General features: G+C 71.0%; 15 protein-coding genes. 10 read left to right on the forward strand and 5 right to left on the reverse strand.

All coding sequences use genetic code 11. The features are described from left to right. Positions 1-55 precede the first annotated feature (55 nt). The 5 genes from NR810_RS11440 (at position 56) to NR810_RS11460 (ending at position 3,598) form a co-directional block, all read left to right on the forward strand. Positions 56-577 (forward strand): hypothetical protein, encoded by a 522-nt coding sequence (locus tag NR810_RS11440; protein ID WP_257451309.1) that lies wholly within the window; start codon positions 56-58, stop codon positions 575-577. A gap of 51 nt (positions 578-628) precedes the next feature. After that, positions 629-1,036: a DUF2203 domain-containing protein gene (locus NR810_RS11445; RefSeq protein ID WP_257451312.1), complete on the forward strand. Its 408-nt coding sequence runs from the start codon at positions 629-631 to the stop codon at positions 1,034-1,036. A 140-nt stretch (positions 1,037-1,176) separates the two neighbouring features. After that, complete coding sequence (locus NR810_RS11450; RefSeq protein ID WP_257451314.1) at positions 1,177-1,776, forward strand: prolipoprotein diacylglyceryl transferase; 600 nt, start codon at positions 1,177-1,179, stop codon at positions 1,774-1,776. Between the two features lie 73 nt (positions 1,777-1,849). After that, on the forward strand, positions 1,850-2,773 hold the full coding sequence (locus NR810_RS11455) for an NmrA/HSCARG family protein (protein WP_257451317.1): 924 nt from the start codon (positions 1,850-1,852) through the stop codon (positions 2,771-2,773). A 93-nt stretch (positions 2,774-2,866) separates the two neighbouring features. Continuing rightward, the gene (locus NR810_RS11460) at positions 2,867-3,598 is read left to right on the forward strand and encodes a hypothetical protein (protein ID WP_257451319.1); all 732 of its coding nucleotides are present in this window, start codon (positions 2,867-2,869) and stop codon (positions 3,596-3,598) included. A gap of 3 nt (positions 3,599-3,601) precedes the next feature. Here NR810_RS11460 and NR810_RS11465 read toward each other — a convergent pair whose 3' ends face one another. Beyond that, a complete protein-coding gene (locus NR810_RS11465; RefSeq protein WP_257451325.1) occupies positions 3,602-3,892 on the reverse strand; it encodes a YgaP-like transmembrane domain in 291 nt (96 codons plus the stop codon). A gap of 170 nt (positions 3,893-4,062) precedes the next feature. Here NR810_RS11465 and NR810_RS11470 point away from each other — a divergent pair, with 170 nt between their 5' ends. Further along, the gene (locus tag NR810_RS11470; RefSeq protein ID WP_257451327.1) at positions 4,063-4,320 is read left to right on the forward strand and encodes a PRC-barrel domain-containing protein; all 258 of its coding nucleotides are present in this window, start codon (positions 4,063-4,065) and stop codon (positions 4,318-4,320) included. 111 nt (positions 4,321-4,431) lie between these two features. Then, a complete protein-coding gene (locus NR810_RS11475; RefSeq protein ID WP_257451329.1) occupies positions 4,432-5,085 on the forward strand; it encodes a hypothetical protein in 654 nt (217 codons plus the stop codon). Positions 5,086-5,088: 3 nt separating this feature from the next. Here NR810_RS11475 and NR810_RS11480 read toward each other — a convergent pair whose 3' ends face one another. Next, positions 5,089-6,051, reverse strand: a complete 963-nt coding sequence (locus NR810_RS11480) for an ornithine cyclodeaminase family protein (protein WP_257451331.1) — start codon at positions 6,049-6,051, stop codon at positions 5,089-5,091. Positions 6,052-6,296: 245 nt separating this feature from the next. Between NR810_RS11480 and NR810_RS11485 the strand changes: the two genes are divergently transcribed. After that, a complete protein-coding gene (locus tag NR810_RS11485) occupies positions 6,297-8,363 on the forward strand; it encodes an ATP-binding protein (protein WP_257451341.1) in 2,067 nt (688 codons plus the stop codon). An 18-nt stretch (positions 8,364-8,381) separates the two neighbouring features. Here NR810_RS11485 and NR810_RS11490 read toward each other — a convergent pair whose 3' ends face one another. The 3 genes from NR810_RS11490 to NR810_RS11500 all read right to left on the reverse strand — a co-directional run bounded on the left by NR810_RS11490 (position 8,382) and on the right by NR810_RS11500 (position 12,305). Next, positions 8,382-10,013 carry a Sapep family Mn(2+)-dependent dipeptidase gene (locus tag NR810_RS11490; protein WP_257451343.1) on the reverse strand — a complete coding sequence of 544 codons (1,632 nt, stop codon included), beginning with the start codon at positions 10,011-10,013 and terminating at the stop codon, positions 8,382-8,384. 25 nt (positions 10,014-10,038) lie between these two features. Then, complete coding sequence (locus tag NR810_RS11495) at positions 10,039-11,793, reverse strand: DUF6311 domain-containing protein (RefSeq protein ID WP_257451346.1); 1,755 nt, start codon at positions 11,791-11,793, stop codon at positions 10,039-10,041. Positions 11,794-11,903: 110 nt separating this feature from the next. Further along, entirely contained in the window at positions 11,904-12,305 is a 402-nt protein-coding gene (locus NR810_RS11500) for a DUF962 domain-containing protein (RefSeq protein ID WP_257451348.1), read from the reverse strand. A 107-nt stretch (positions 12,306-12,412) separates the two neighbouring features. On the opposite strand from NR810_RS11500, the gene NR810_RS11505 reads away from it, so the two are divergent. Continuing rightward, positions 12,413-13,441: a hypothetical protein gene (locus NR810_RS11505; RefSeq protein ID WP_257451350.1), complete on the forward strand. Its 1,029-nt coding sequence runs from the start codon at positions 12,413-12,415 to the stop codon at positions 13,439-13,441. 65 nt (positions 13,442-13,506) lie between these two features. After that, entirely contained in the window at positions 13,507-13,758 is a 252-nt protein-coding gene (locus NR810_RS11510) for a hypothetical protein (RefSeq protein ID WP_257451352.1), read from the forward strand. Positions 13,759-13,771 lie beyond the last annotated feature (13 nt).

The following is a 13,771-nucleotide window of genomic DNA, read 5'->3' on the forward strand; positions in this document are numbered from 1 at the left end:
TGGGAATCGTCCCTAACTTCCGGGACAGCCCGGATACACACGCAGGGAGACATTCATGGGTAGGACCTACAGTTTCGAACCTTTCCTTTCGCAACAGCCCGCGCAGACCTTCAAGGGTTCGGGCCCACGACTCGGCAACGACGAGTCCAAGGTCACGCTGGCCAAGGACATGGAGAAGGACACCCTGCCCAAGTCCTCCACCAGCTATGGACAGGCCCACTCGGAGACCGTGAAGCGCTATCGCACACGGGCCCAGGCACGTAAGCGCGCGGCGAAGACGGCCACGCCCCAGGCCAGGCCCGCGGCGAAGAAGGCCGCGACCCAGGCCCGCCCCGCGGAGCCGAAGCGGACCTCCACCCGCAAGCAGGCCACCGAGACGGCGGTCTCCAAAGCCCCCGCCCGTCAGGCCAAGGCCACGACGGCCTCGAAGACTCCCGCGAAGAAGAGCGAGCCCGCCATCCCCTCGCTCCGCACCATCGGCCGCAAGGTGGTGACGCGCGCCGCCGCCGCCGCGAAGAAGACCGTGGCTCGCGCCGTGAAGACCGCCACCGCGCGCAAGCCGGCGAAGAAGCGCTAAGAACACGATCGGCACGCACGCGTGGAGCCCGGGCGATATGCTCGGGCAGCCATGCGCTATTTCGGAGTGGAAGAGGCCAACCGTCTCATCCCGCTGCTCACCCGCACCTTCGAGCGGGTGCGCCCGTGGGTGGCGCGCGTGCAAGCCATCGTCCGCGAGCTGGAGTCACTCCAGGACTCCGGGGCAGGGCCGGAGCGCACCGCGCCCGTCCGCGCCGAGCGCGATGCCCTCTTCGAGCGCATCCGTGCCGAGTTGGAGCAGTTCCAGGATCTGGGCGTGGAGATCAAGGCCGCGGATGGTCTGGTGGACTTCCACTCCCTCAAGAGCGGACGTCCGGTGTACCTCTGCTGGCGGTACGGTGAGTCGGCGGTGACGCACTGGCACGAGCTGGACGGCGGTTTCGCCGGACGGCAGCTCATCGTCCACCCCAACGACTTCTCTCCCTCGTACCTGAGCTGAAACCCGGAGCACCGCAATGGGGCGTCCTGGCGATGGGGGACTTGCTCCCCCGCCCGCCCCCGACTGCGGTTCCATGCCCTGGAGGGGCTCCCTAACTTCCGACGAGTGACGCCAACAGCCTACTCTCCAAGGAGGCAGGGATGCGGACGTATAGCTTCGACCATTTCCGTGCGGACAAGCCGGAGCCCAGCGTGACCAATCCGGGCGGCGCCCGGCAGACCCCTCCGGCCGAGGAAGCCAGGCCCACGGTGCCGCCCTCGGCGGAGACGCCCATCCACTACGGCCGCCAGCACGCGCAGACGGCGGAGCTGTACCAGAAGCACCGCGAGGAGCGTGAGCTCCAGGAGCGCCTGCGTGCCTCCGAGGAGGTGCGGCAGGAGCCCGCCGAGGTGCGGCAGGAGCCCGCGGGCGCGGAGGCCCCGCCCCTCGAGGCCCGTGAGCAGGAGTCCACGCCGCCCGGGGAGCCCGAGGCCGTCCAGCCGCTCGAGCTCCAGCCCGAGAACCTGAAGGAACTGGCCCGGGAAGCGGTGGCGAGTGTTCTCCGGGCGGCGAAGGAAGCCGCCAAGGGCAATCCGTTCGAGGGCGCGAAGCATCTGGCCGGCGACGCCATGTCCGGTGCGCTCCGGGTGGCACGCGGCGTGTCCGCCCGCCGCGCGGCCAAGAGCGAGCAGAACAGCGAGAAGAAGGCTCCCCAGAAGCGGGGCGCCGCGAAGGCGAAGGGACCAGGCAAGAAGCGGTAGGCCCTGGCCCACGCCCCTCGCCTCGCGCGCCACCCGTCCCCACCTTGAGACAGGTTCTCTCCGGAGGAATCGCATGTTCCGACCCCTGACCGTGTTGGTGACCGGTGCCACCGGAAAGCAGGGTGGCGCGCTCGCCCGCCTGCTCCTCAAGCGGGGACATCGCGTCCACGCCTTCGTTCGCACCCCGGACTCGCCCGCGGCGAAAGATCTGGAGCAACGGGGCGCGGAGCTCGTCACCGGCGACTTCGATGATCCAGACAGCCTCGAGCAGGCCATGCGCCGCGACGTGGACGCCGTGTTCGCCATGGCCACCCCCTTCGACGCCGGAGGCCTCGAGGGCGAGGTGCGCCATGGCCGCCATCTCATCGATGCCGCCAAGCTCGCCCACGTGCGGCACTTCCTCTATTCCTCGGTGGCTGGCGCGGACCAGAACACCGGCGTCCCCCACTTCGAGACGAAGTTCGTGGTGGAGGAGCACCTGCGTCAGAGCGGCCTGCCCTACACCATCGTGGCCCCCGTCTTCTTCATGGAGAATTTCCTGGGGCCCACCTTCGCCCAGCGGCTGCACGAGGGCGTGCTGAGCATGGCCCTGCCGCCCCACCGCGGGCTGCAGATGGTTCCCACGGCGGACCTCGCCGCCTTCTGCGCCCGGGTGCTGGAATGGCCCGAGGATCTCTTCGGCCGGCGCATCGAGGTGGCCTCCGACGAGGTGACGGGTGAGCAGGCCGCCGCCCTCATCTCCTACGTCAGCGGGCACAAGCTGCGCTACGAGGAGGTCCCCCTGGAGATCGTCCGCTCCTTCAGCGAGGACATGGGCCGCATGTTCGAGTGGTTCCAGCGCGACGGCTACCACGCCAACATCGCCCTGCTGCGCCGGGACTTCCCGGAGGTGGGCTGGCACACCTTCGAGGACTGGGCCCGCGTGCAGGACTGGGACACGCTGCTGGGCACCACCTGGCGCGGCACCACCGCCGCGGAGCCCTCGCACACGCCCTAGTGCGCGGCTCCCGTCCGCACACCGGGCGGCCTCGCCACGACCTCGCGCACGCGCTCGGGTCCACTCCTAATTTTTCCCAGAGGAGACCCCCCCATGCGCATGCGCGCTCCCTGGCTCTTGCTCGCGGCCTCGCTGCTCGCCGCGGGCTGCGTGACCGAGACGAAGTTGCAGCCCCTGCCCTCCGCCGAAACCACCCGGGGCGGCGCGGCCGTGAGCGAAACCCAAGGTGTGCGCCTGGTGGCGGACGGAGACGCCTGGCGTGGCACCCCCTCCACCCTCGAGCGCATCGTCACCCCGGTGCAGGTCCGCATCGAGAACCAGAGCGGCCGGCCCCTGCGCATCCGCTACGAGGAGTTCACCCTGCTGGGCGACTCCCGCTTCCAGTACTCCGCGCTCTCCCCCTTCGAGCTGGCCGATGAGGGCCGCGCCGCGTACGGCGGCTCCGGCCCTGGCGGCTCGGGCGGCAGCGTCCGCATGTCCGTGGGCCTGGGTTTCGGCTGGTACACGGGCTGGGCCAACCCGCCGTTCTACACCTGGCGACACCGGGGCCGGGGCATCTACAACCCCTGGTACGATCCCTGGTACGACCCCTTCTACCGGCCCTATGCCTATTGGGACCCTCCGGAGCCACTGCCCACGCGGGACATGCTCAGGGAGGCCCTGCCCGAGGGCACGCTGGACACCGGCGGCACCATCACCGGCTTCCTCTTCTTCCAGGGCGTGAGCGAGCGCGAGGGCCGCGTCACCCTCCAGGCGCGCCTGGTGGATGCACGCACCGGCGAGCAGTTCGGCACCCTCTCCATCCCCTTCGACGTGCGCTCCTAGCCGCTAGTGCAGCAGCGTGGGGCGCTCCGTCATCGGCATGGGCGGGTGGGGCAGCAGCGAGTCCTCGCCGATGAGCCCCACCTTGCGGCGGATGGCCTCGCCCTTCACGGGCAGGCCGAAGAACGGGCCGAAGAGGCACAGGTCGAACGCCCCCGCGAGCAGCGGCACCAGCCCCACCACGGCCAACATCTTCCCCTTCACGGAGTCCGTGGACAGGCCGCCCACCACCAGGCTCGCGCCCGCCAGCATGCGCATCCAACGCCCCGTCCTCGAAGCCAGAAACCCCACCATCATCGAGCACCTCCCAGGCCCGATGAAGATGGGCATGCACGTGCCGACCCGTGTACCGGCCAACCCTTGGGACGTGCCCGGCCGCATGCCCGGTGCCGTCCCGGTTCCTCGTCCCTAGCTTGAAATCCGGGACTGCCGCTCGCTGCCCCTGCCCGGGGAGGAGGAAAGGGTACATGGTGGAACGTTCGGAGCTGCACGAGGGGATGCCAGTGTTCACCCACCGTGGCGAGAAGCTCGGCCATGTCGTCGAGGTGACGGACGAGGAGCTCATCGTCGAGAAGGGGCTGCTCGTCTGGCGCAAGGACTACGCCGTGCCACTCGACGACGTGCGGGAGGTCATCGCCGACGAGGTGCACCTCCACCACGGCCCGGACAGCCTGCTGTCGGGCCCGAGGGAGATCGACCGCGCGAGTCGCCGGACCACGCACTGAGCACGGCTCATCACATCCCCCGAGCTCCTATTCCATCCGGGAGAAGGCCACTGTCCGCCACCAGCCACGAGGCCCCGGCGGGCGGGTACGGCCACCACCTGGAGGGTCGTCGTGGCCGAGTCCCGAAAAAGATGGGTCCTGGACCTCCCCGTCATCCGAGCTGGGGGGGTCCTCTCCTTTCCGAAGGACTCCGCCCCGCCACGCGACGCGGACCAGGAGAACGGGCTCCTCGCGGTCGCCGACCTCGATGCGCTGCGCGAGCAGGCCCGTGTGTCGGAGGAGTTGCTCGCGGCGACCCTGCCCCGCTCCGACGAGTGGATCGCGCTCCTTCGCTGGAAGATCACCTGGTCCCGGCACTTCCTCTTCACCGGACAGCTCCTCCCGCTCGTCGGCGGAGCCGCGGCCCTGACCCAGCTCACCGAGGCCAGCGGACTCATGCGCAACCTGATGGGGATGTTGACGATCCTGGGCTCCGTCGTGGGGCTCCTCGCCCAGCACGTCGAGAGGACGCTGCTGCCGGGGCACACCGCCAGCGAGTTCCTCCCCCAGCTCGTCGAGGCGCGGGCGCGCGGGGAGCGGCTGCTTCACGAGCTCCAACTCCTGCGGAACAAGGGACAGGATCTGGAGGCCGGCAGGGAGCTCATCCAGCAGGCCCACCGCGTGGCGTACACCCTCCAGACCCTGGGCCCGATAATCGGTGGCGGCCCCTGGCGCGGACTGGTCCTCCGGCTGGGCACCCGCCTCCTGGGTGCCGGGCACGCCTGAGCCTCAGCCCTGGAAGTCCACGCGCTGCACCGAGTCGTCCGTGCGCGCGCCCTGGTAGACGTGCCAGGCCGCCACCAGGTCCTGGAAGGGCAGCCCCACCGCGCCGAAGATGGTGACCTGCCCCGCGTCGGTGCGCCCCGGCTTCCTGCCGGCCAGCACCTCGCCGAGCTCCGCGTGGATGCACTCCTCGCCGAGCCCCGCGCCGGCCGGTGCGCCCATGGCCACGTTGAGCGCCCGGTTGTCGCAGAAGAAGGTGGACTGGCGCAGCAGCCCGGCGGAGACCTCGGCCTTCCCCGGTTCGTCCGCGCCCAGCGTGGTGACGTGCGTGCCCGCGCGCAGCATGCCCGGGTAGAGGAAGGGCTCTCGTGACGGGGTGGCGGTGACGATGATGTCCGCGTCCTCCACCGCCTCCTCCACCGACATGGCCGGCCGCACCGGCAGGTTCAGCGCCTTGTACATGCGGGCGGCGAACTCCACCGCGCGCGCCACCTCCACGTCATAGACACGCACGTGCGAGAGGCTGCGCACCAGCCGCAGGCTCTTGAGCTGCATGGAGGCCTGGGCCCCCGCGCCGATGAGCGCCACCCGGGCGGCGTCCTGCCGGGCGAGCACGTCCGAGGCCAGCGCGCCCACCACCCCCGTGCGCAGCGCCGTGAGGTGCCCCGAGTCCATCACCGCCAGCAACGCCCCCGTCTCCAGGTCATGGAGTTGCACCACGCCCTGGATGGCCGGAGAGCGGCCGGGGAACTTCGCGTGCACCTTCACGGTGTAGGCGGGGATGCCGGTCAGGATGCCGGGGAAGACCACCAGCGAGGACCCCTGGGCGTGCAGCGGAGCCCGGGCGCGCTGGGGCTCCACCGTACGGCCCTCGGCATCCGCGCGAAAGGCCTCGCGCATCTCCGAGAGCAACGTGAGGGCCTCCATGTGGCGGACGACATCGGTGCGGGTCAGCAGGAGCGTGCTCATCTTGCCCCCAACCTAACCCTTCCCCTCCACTCCGGTGGGGTCTCGTTTCATCCAGGAGGCACGAGCCTGCCCACCGGGGCTGGACGGCCGGGCCCCGGAGCCCCAGGACGTCCCGAAGCGTGGCGAGGGAAGTGGCGGACCCCTCCCGGGTCCCTCCTCCTGGTTCTCTGGTACGAGGCCGGGGTCTCCCTACATGAGCAGACTCAAGGCTGGCGGCGGGGAGGCAGCCTTCGGGGAGCGCTCTCATGAGGGATCAGGATCCACCTCAACCGCTCCGGCCATCCGGTCCGGAGCCTGGTGAATCCCATCGGCTGGCGGACTTCCTCCGGAAGCACCGGGAGGACATCCTCTCGGACTGGGAGCACGCCCTGCATGCGCGGCACCCGGAGCAGCGGCCGGACGACTCCCCCCTGCGAGACCACATCCCCGAGTTGCTGGACAGACTCGCGGACGCGGCGGAGCACGTCCACGACGCGCAGCGCCCCCCCATGTCCCAGCTTCTCGGCGACGAGCACGACCTGGAACGGCTGGTGCTGGGGTGCGAACCGGGAGAAGTCGCCTTCGAGTACGGACTGCTGCGCACGTGCATCCTCCGCACCCTGGAGCGGAAGGGCCACTGGCCGGACTTCGCCGAGCTGGAGCTGCTCGACGAAGCCATCGACCACGGCATCACACGCGCCGTCAACAACTACGCACGGGTGCGCGAGCGGATGCTGCAGGCGCTGGAGCGTGTCTCCCATGCGGCGCTGGAGAGCGAGGACGTGGACTCCTTCCTGCGCAAGCTGCTGAAGGTGCTGATGGAGGCGGCGGTGGCGGTGGACGCGTCCTCCATCCTCCTGAGGGAAGGAGACCGGCTGCGGGTGCGCGCGGCCGAGGGGCTGGGCGCCCAGGAGGGGTTGGCCATCGACTACACCATCGCCATTGGCGAGGGCATCAGCGGCAAGGTCGCCGCCGAGCGCCGTCCCTTCTCCTCGCGCTCGGTGTCCAGCGATCCGCGGCTGGCGTACGACGTCATCCGGCGGCTCGGCGTTCGCGCCAGCTACAGCATCCCCCTGCTGCACGGGGAGGACCTGGTGGGCGTGGCGCACATGAGCTCACGGACCCTCTTCGACTTCAGTGAAGCCGACAAGCTGCTCTTCCGCACGATGATGACCCGCGCCACCGGCTTCATCGTCCAGGCGGAGCTGGCCGAGCGCGAGCGGGCCGCGCGGGACGAGGTGCGGCGAGCGCTGGCGCAGCTCAACACACTGCTGGAGGCCGCTCCGGTGGGCATCAGCCTCATGGACCGGGAGCTGCGCTTCCTCCGCATCAACGAGACGCTGGCGGAGCTGCACGGCAGGCCCGTGGACTTCCACCTGGGAAAGACCGTGCGGGAGGTGCTTCCCAGCCGGGTCGCCGACATCTGCGAGCCCATCTTCCGCCGCGTCGTCGACACGGGTCAGCCGGTGTCCAACCACGAGTTCAGCAGCTGGCCTCGCGGGAACACCTCCGCCCGTCACTGGCTGGGCAACTACTACCCGGTGCGGACCGAGAGCGGCGAGGTGGTGGGCCTGGGCTGCGTGGTGGTGGACATCACGAAGCAGAAGGAGGTGGAGACGGAGCTGCGCCGCTCCGGCGAGATGCGCGAGCAGCTCATCGCGGTGGTGGGGCATGACCTGCGCAACCCGCTCAACGCCATCACCGCCTCGGCCTTCCTGCTGCGCAGGACGGAGGAGCTGAGCGAGGGAGGAGTGCGGGCGGTGGAGCGCATCCGCAACAGCGCGGCGAGGATGGCGCGGATGCTCACCGACATCCTCGACTTCGCGCGCAGCAGCATCGGAGGCGGGCTGCCCGTGCACCGCGAGCGGGTGAACCTGCACGACATCTGCCGGAGCACGGTGGAGGAGTTGCAGGTGGCCAACACGGACCGGAGGTTGGAGCTGGACGTGGAGGGAGACGGGTGGGGGTACTGGGACCCGGACCGGCTGGCGCAGGTGGTGGGCAACCTGGTGAGCAATGCGCTGCAGCACGGAAGGCCGGACACGCCCGTGCGCGTGAAGGTGCGCGACGCCGGCCCCGAGGTGCTCCTGTCCGTCCACAACGAGGGAGAGCCCATTGGCCCCGAGATTCAGGCGGTGCTGTTCCAACCCTTCCGGCGAGGCACCACCGGCAAGGCGGCCACCCGCAGCGTGGGACTGGGGCTGTACATCGTCCAGCAGGTGGCGCACGCGCACAGGGGAGAGGTGAAGGTGCACTCCACCCAGGAGCACGGCACCACCTTCACCGTGCGCCTGCCGCGCGGCCTCCCCGAGCCGGGCAAGGACCCGGGTTGAGGAGGACGCGCCCGGGCCTTACTTCGCGGGCGGCGTGAGAGCCAGCGTGTGGAGGGCCTCGGCGACCATGCGGGTGGTGGCGTCGAGGTTGTCGAGCGAGATGGACTCGTCCGGGGCGTGGCCCGTGTAGAGGTCCCCGGGGAAGGCGGGCCCGAAGTCGACGGAGCGCGGGAAGAGGCGCGCGTAGGTGCCACCGCGCACCGACTGGGGCTTCGCGTCCGGCTCGTTGCGGTGCCGCTTGTAGATGTCGAGCAGCGTGGTGACGAGCGGCCCCGAGGTGTCCGCCACGTGCGGCTCTCCCACGTAGCGGCCGCCCTCGCCCGGCTTCCCACCCTTCACCTCCTTCACCCGGCCACCGGTGTCCTGGGAGAGCCGCTCCGCGGCGGCATCGAGCGAGGCGTTGAAGGCGGCGGCGTCCTTGCCCCGAGGCCGGCGCATGTTGATGCCCAGGCCCACCTTGCCGTCCTTCACGCGCAGCACCGTGGGCGCGACGAGGAGCCGGCCCATCAGCTCGTCCTGGTAGGCCACGCCCAGCTTCTCGCCCCAGTGGTCCCCATCGAAGCGCAGCGTCACCGCCTTCAACATCGCCCCGATGCCGTTGGTCTCCAGCGGCAGCTTCGCGGCCACGGCGGCCAGGTCCCAGAGGGCGTTGTTGCCCTCCTCCGCCACCGAGGCGTGCACGGCCTTGCCGTGAGTCATGAGGATGACCCGGGTGCCCTCCTGCTTCACCTCGGCCCGCAGCGTGGGGCGCTCCTGGCTCACCGCGGCCACGGCCTCCCGCACGGCGGCGAGCGCCTTCTCCGGTTCCAGGCCCGCCGACTCCAGCTTCAGCGTGGCGGCCCCGGGCACCTGGGTGAGGAACTCGCCCGCGGTGACGTCCACGGCGCGCAGCCGGCCCGCCGTTGGCTTCTCCGGTGCGACCCCCAACTCGGCCTCGAGCTGCCAGGCGACGAAGCCACACTGCGCCGCGATGACCGGGAAGTTCGAATCCACCGAGATGACGTGCGTGGGGTGCGGCTTCTGCGTCTCCGCGTACTGCTGCATGCCCGTCCAGTCGCTCTCCTCGCCGTTGCCGACGATGACGAGCACCTTGCCCTGTTGCGGCGACAGGCCCAGTTCCTTCGCCATCGCGAGCGCCACGAGCGCGGAGGCCAGCGGCCCCTTGTCGTCCTCGACGCCCCGTCCGTGGAGGCGGCCCTTCTCGACGTACGGCTCGAACGGAGGCTTCTTCCACTCGTGCGCGGGCGCGGGCACCACGTCTCCGTGGAAGACGAGCCCCAGCCGCGGCTCCCCCTCGCCCCAGGACAGCTCGAACACCTCGTTGCCGCCCACCGCGCGGAAGCCGAGGCCCCGGCCGCGCGCCCACTTCTCCAGGAAGCGCCCCATGGCGGCGATCTCCGGGCTCTTCGCCGCGGGCTGCTCGCTGCTCACCGTCTTGAAGCGGACGAGCGACTTCGTGAGCGCCACCACCTCGTCGAGGGCGCAGGCGCGGACGTACTCGGCGTAGCGCTCGGCGGGGGATTTGCCCTTCAGCGCCTTCTCGGAGAAGCGGGCGGCGCGGGCCTGGGGCGTGCCCTTGCAGCGGGCATCACCGGCGAGGGCGAGGGAGGGCAGCAGCAGACACAGGGGGACGAGGAGTCGGGAGCGCATCGCCCCCCCACCTGTACACCAGGGCCTACGGCGTGTCCCGGGCCACGTCCGCCGTCACCGGCTCCCGCGCGAGCGCCTCGCGGAAGGGCCCCTGGGCCTCGCTGGACACACAGACGAGCACCCCTTCCAACCTGCCGCAGGAGGCGTGTCCGGCGGTGCTCGCCAGGAAGCCCGCGGCCACCTGGTCATGCACCACGTAGACGGTGTCCGGCGACAGGCGGCCGGCCTGGATGTCCTCCTGTTCCCCCTCGCAGGTGGCCAGCGCGGAGGGCCCATCCAGCCGGGCGACATACCCGCTGTTGAACGTCATCCCGTTCAGCCAGGCCTGCCAGGCGTAGGGGGGCAGCTCGTTGTTGGTGAACAGGCCCGGGCAGCCGCGCCCGGCACCGTCCACGCGCGTGGCGGGGTAGAGGGCGAGGTGCTGGTACGTGCCCCTGGCCAGGGCCCACGTGGCGTCGCCTCCGGGCGCCGGCCGCACGTGCGGGGTGAAGCGGGCACGGCAGCCGTCGGCGGGCACCTCGACGGCCTGGAGCACCACGGCGAGGCCCAGGGCGGCGGCGGCCCAGGCCGGGCGGTTGCGTAGCACGCGCAGCAGGCCCGCGATGGCACCGAGGATGAACAGGTAGTGCATGGGCCAGATGAAGCGCCCGGACGAGCGGAAGACGCGGGCGAGCGGCGCGAGCACCGCCTCGGAGACGCGCTGGTAGCTGAAGACGGTCCACCCGGCGAGTTGCATGCGGGCCGAGAAGGCGAAGAGCGCCATGAGCCCGCACACGGTCAACAGCGGCCAGAGGCCCGGGGGCAGCAGCGGCCCGAACCGCTCGCGCTTCGCCAGCAGCACCCCCAGCGACGCGAAGCCCAGCAGCAGCACGCCGATCCCGAGGTACGCGGCGCCCTCGTACTGCCCTCCGCCGACGGGAATCTCCGGCACGAAGCGCGACATGCCGCCCTGGTTGAAGAAGGTGAGGAGGTTGGCCGAGTAGTGGTTGAAGCCCGTGGCGGACGTGGTGGAGAGGGAGAAGTAGCCGAACAGCACCATCACCCCGAGCGCCGAGCCGGAGAGGCCGGCGGCCCACGCCCCAGCCCTCGCGCCGGAGAAGAGGCCCTGCACGCGCCACAGGCGCAGCACGAGCCCGAGCGCCAGGGCCAGCGCCATGGTGGCCAGGTAGACGTGGACGCCCGCGGCCAGCACGACGAAGAAGGCGGCGAGGCCCAGCGTGCGCGAGGCGGCGCGCGCATCGGGGGAGGGCCGCAGGTGGAGCCACAGCGACGCGAGCACCAGCCAGTGCGCGCACAGCGAGAGGTGGCCCAGGCGCATGGCCAGGGCCGGGGACATCACGAAGAGCAGGCCCCCGAGCACCTGGTGCAGCGGGCGCGGGGAGAGCCGCGAGACGAGGAGCGCGCCGAAGAGGCCCTGCAACGAGAAGCACAGCGCCACCCACGGCCCATGAATCTGGAAGGCCAGGGGCAGCAGCGAGGTCAGCGGCTTGAAGAGGGTGCTCCACCACGGCGTGGCATCCGTGTAGGCCAGCGAGGTGCCGACGGGGTGGAGGAAGCCCGCGGCGTCTCCCAGGGGGAGGCCCCAGGGGCTGGTGCGCGAGTAGAGCCAGCCGAACAGGATGGGCGACCAATCGTCCTGCAGCATCCAGTCGACGTTGCCGGGCAGCAGGGCCCCGGGGCCGACGATGTACGCGCTCCAGGCGAGGCCCGCCAGCGTGCACAACACAGGGGCCCACCAGCGCGGAAGGGTGCTCTGGGACGACTCGGCGAGGGGCTGCATGGAGCGTGCAAGGTAGACCAGTGGAGGGGCGGCGAGGAAAGAACCCGCGCGCCCTGGCTGCCCGCCTGCTCCCTCGAACCGGGGAGTGGTCCCCGGTCAGGCCCCGAGACTCAGCGCCCGTTGCGGCGCGAGCGGACGGGCACGGGAATCGGGCGGAGGTGGCCGCCGGACTGGTCGTCCTCGTCACGCACGCCCGCGCGGGCGAGGTGCTTGGAGAGCCGGCCGACCAGCATCAGGCCCGCCATGCGGAAGTCGGAGAAGAGCGACCACAGGGGGTACTTGAAGGTCGCCGGCCGGTTCTTCTCGAGGGTGAAGTGGCTCACCCAGGCGAAGCCGTAGCCCGCCACGAACATGGCCGGAACCAGATCCGCCCTGCCCGTCAGCGCGGCGGTGATGCCCAGACCCACCGCCACCGAGGTGCCCACGAAGTGCAACCAGCGTGTGATGGGTAGCGAGTGCTCACGGAGGTAGTACGGCCAGAACTCGGCGTAGGTCGGGATGCGCTCGTTCATAGGTGAATTGTGCTGCCGGAGCCTCCCCATTCGTCAACCCTCCGCCACACCTCTTTGGCGCTTCTGTGTCATTCGTCTAGGCTCGAGGGTCTCCGGGGAGACGGATCGTGAACGACTGGACGCCCAAGCCCATTCCCTCGGCCGCCGTGGCGAAGCTCCCCCTCTCCCCCGAGGAGGGCTTCGTCCTGTCCCGTCTGGACGGCGCCACGCCCGTGAAGCACCTCACCGCCCTCACCGGACTCCCTCCCGAGCGCATCCAGGCCATCCTGACGCGCCTGGTCGAGCACGGCGCCGTCCTACCCGCGCCCACCTCAGCACCGCCGCCGTCCACCGGGGCCCGGGCCGCCGCTCCGCCCGAGGAGGACACACCGGCCGAGGCCGAGGAGCCGCTGGCCGCCGAGGAGGAGGCGCCCGAGGACGCCACGGTCGAGGCCGCCGCGGGCAACTGGAGACAGATCTTCGAGCGGCAGTTGCACCCGCTCCCCGAGGACGAGCGCGCCCGCAGGGCCCGGGGCGCGGAGGATCCGGAGCTGTCCGCGTTCTGTTTCGACCCGGTGCCCGCGGTCATCAAGTCGGTGCTGGAGAACACGCGGGTGGGACTGGGGCACGCGCGGCTCATCGCGCGCCACCATCACAACCCGGTGGGACTGGAGGCCCTGTGTGGCCGGGCGGCCTTCGTGGCGGACACGGGGGTGAGGCGCTGGCTGGTGCGCAACCCGCAGCTGCCCGCGGGCCTCTACCGGCGCCTGTGGAGCGGCCGCCGGTTGCTGGAGCAGTACAAGGTGGCGATGGACCGGGACGTGCCCGAGGGCACCCGCCGGACCGCGCGCGAGGTGATGCGGACGCGCTTCAACACCGCGCCCGCCGAGGAGCGGGTGGAGCTCATCCTCAACACCGAGGGCCGGGTGCTGGCCTCGCTGGTGGGGCTGGCGGTGGACGGGAAGACGGCGGCGCTGCTGTGCGGGCGCACGTACCGCTCGCCCATGCTCATCCAGAACATCGCGCGGTGGAGCGCGGCGCCGCCGGCCCTCATCGCGCACCTGCTCAAGCAGGAGGCCGTCCGGAGGCAGCCGCAGTTGCGCATGCTGCTCCAGCGCCACCCCAACGCCCCCGCGGACGCGCGCCGCGGAGGGTAGCGCCTGCCCTCACCACCGGCGGATGCCACGCGGTGCTAACGTTGGGCCACCACGTGGGGGGCGACATGGCAAGACGGATCCTGCTGCTGGCGCTGCTGCTCGCCGTCGAGACCGCATGCCCGCATGCCTGGGGTCGAGGAGGCACGATCGACCGGACCGCGGAGCGCGACATGATCGAGTACCAATCGAGAAAGGACTGTCCTCTCGACGAAGAAGACTGGATGGACTTCTGCGCGGACTTCCATGCGCGCAAGAACGACCCCAAGGCACAGCGACTCTGTCCCCTGGAGTGTCGCCCGAACGGTGGAAGACCGTGAGCCCGGAGCCCCC

The organism is Archangium lipolyticum, from assembly GCF_024623785.1.
Taxonomy (GTDB): Bacteria; Myxococcota; Myxococcia; order Myxococcales; family Myxococcaceae; genus Archangium; species Archangium lipolyticum.

What these genes read in the sequence shown, in the direction of transcription:
- NR810_RS11440 (WP_257451309.1), top strand. Translation starts at nt 56, where the DNA reads ATGGGTAGGACCTACAGTTTCGAACCTTTCCTTTCGCAACAGCCCGCG.
- NR810_RS11470 (WP_257451327.1), top strand. Translation starts at nt 4,063, where the DNA reads ATGGTGGAACGTTCGGAGCTGCACGAGGGGATGCCAGTGTTCACCCAC.
- NR810_RS11480 (WP_257451331.1), bottom strand. Translation starts at nt 6,051, where the DNA reads ATGAGCACGCTCCTGCTGACCCGCACCGATGTCGTCCGCCACATGGAG.
- NR810_RS11510 (WP_257451352.1), top strand. Translation starts at nt 13,507, where the DNA reads ATGGCAAGACGGATCCTGCTGCTGGCGCTGCTGCTCGCCGTCGAGACC.
- NR810_RS11465 (WP_257451325.1), bottom strand. Translation starts at nt 3,892, where the DNA reads ATGATGGTGGGGTTTCTGGCTTCGAGGACGGGGCGTTGGATGCGCATG.
- NR810_RS11460 (WP_257451319.1), top strand. Translation starts at nt 2,867, where the DNA reads ATGCGCATGCGCGCTCCCTGGCTCTTGCTCGCGGCCTCGCTGCTCGCC.
- NR810_RS11485 (WP_257451341.1), top strand. Translation starts at nt 6,297, where the DNA reads ATGAGGGATCAGGATCCACCTCAACCGCTCCGGCCATCCGGTCCGGAG.
- NR810_RS11445 (WP_257451312.1), top strand. Translation starts at nt 629, where the DNA reads ATGCGCTATTTCGGAGTGGAAGAGGCCAACCGTCTCATCCCGCTGCTC.
- NR810_RS11495 (WP_257451346.1), bottom strand. Translation starts at nt 11,793, where the DNA reads ATGCAGCCCCTCGCCGAGTCGTCCCAGAGCACCCTTCCGCGCTGGTGG.
- NR810_RS11455 (WP_257451317.1), top strand. Translation starts at nt 1,850, where the DNA reads ATGTTCCGACCCCTGACCGTGTTGGTGACCGGTGCCACCGGAAAGCAG.
- NR810_RS11450 (WP_257451314.1), top strand. Translation starts at nt 1,177, where the DNA reads ATGCGGACGTATAGCTTCGACCATTTCCGTGCGGACAAGCCGGAGCCC.
- NR810_RS11500 (WP_257451348.1), bottom strand. Translation starts at nt 12,305, where the DNA reads ATGAACGAGCGCATCCCGACCTACGCCGAGTTCTGGCCGTACTACCTC.
- NR810_RS11490 (WP_257451343.1), bottom strand. Translation starts at nt 10,013, where the DNA reads ATGCGCTCCCGACTCCTCGTCCCCCTGTGTCTGCTGCTGCCCTCCCTC.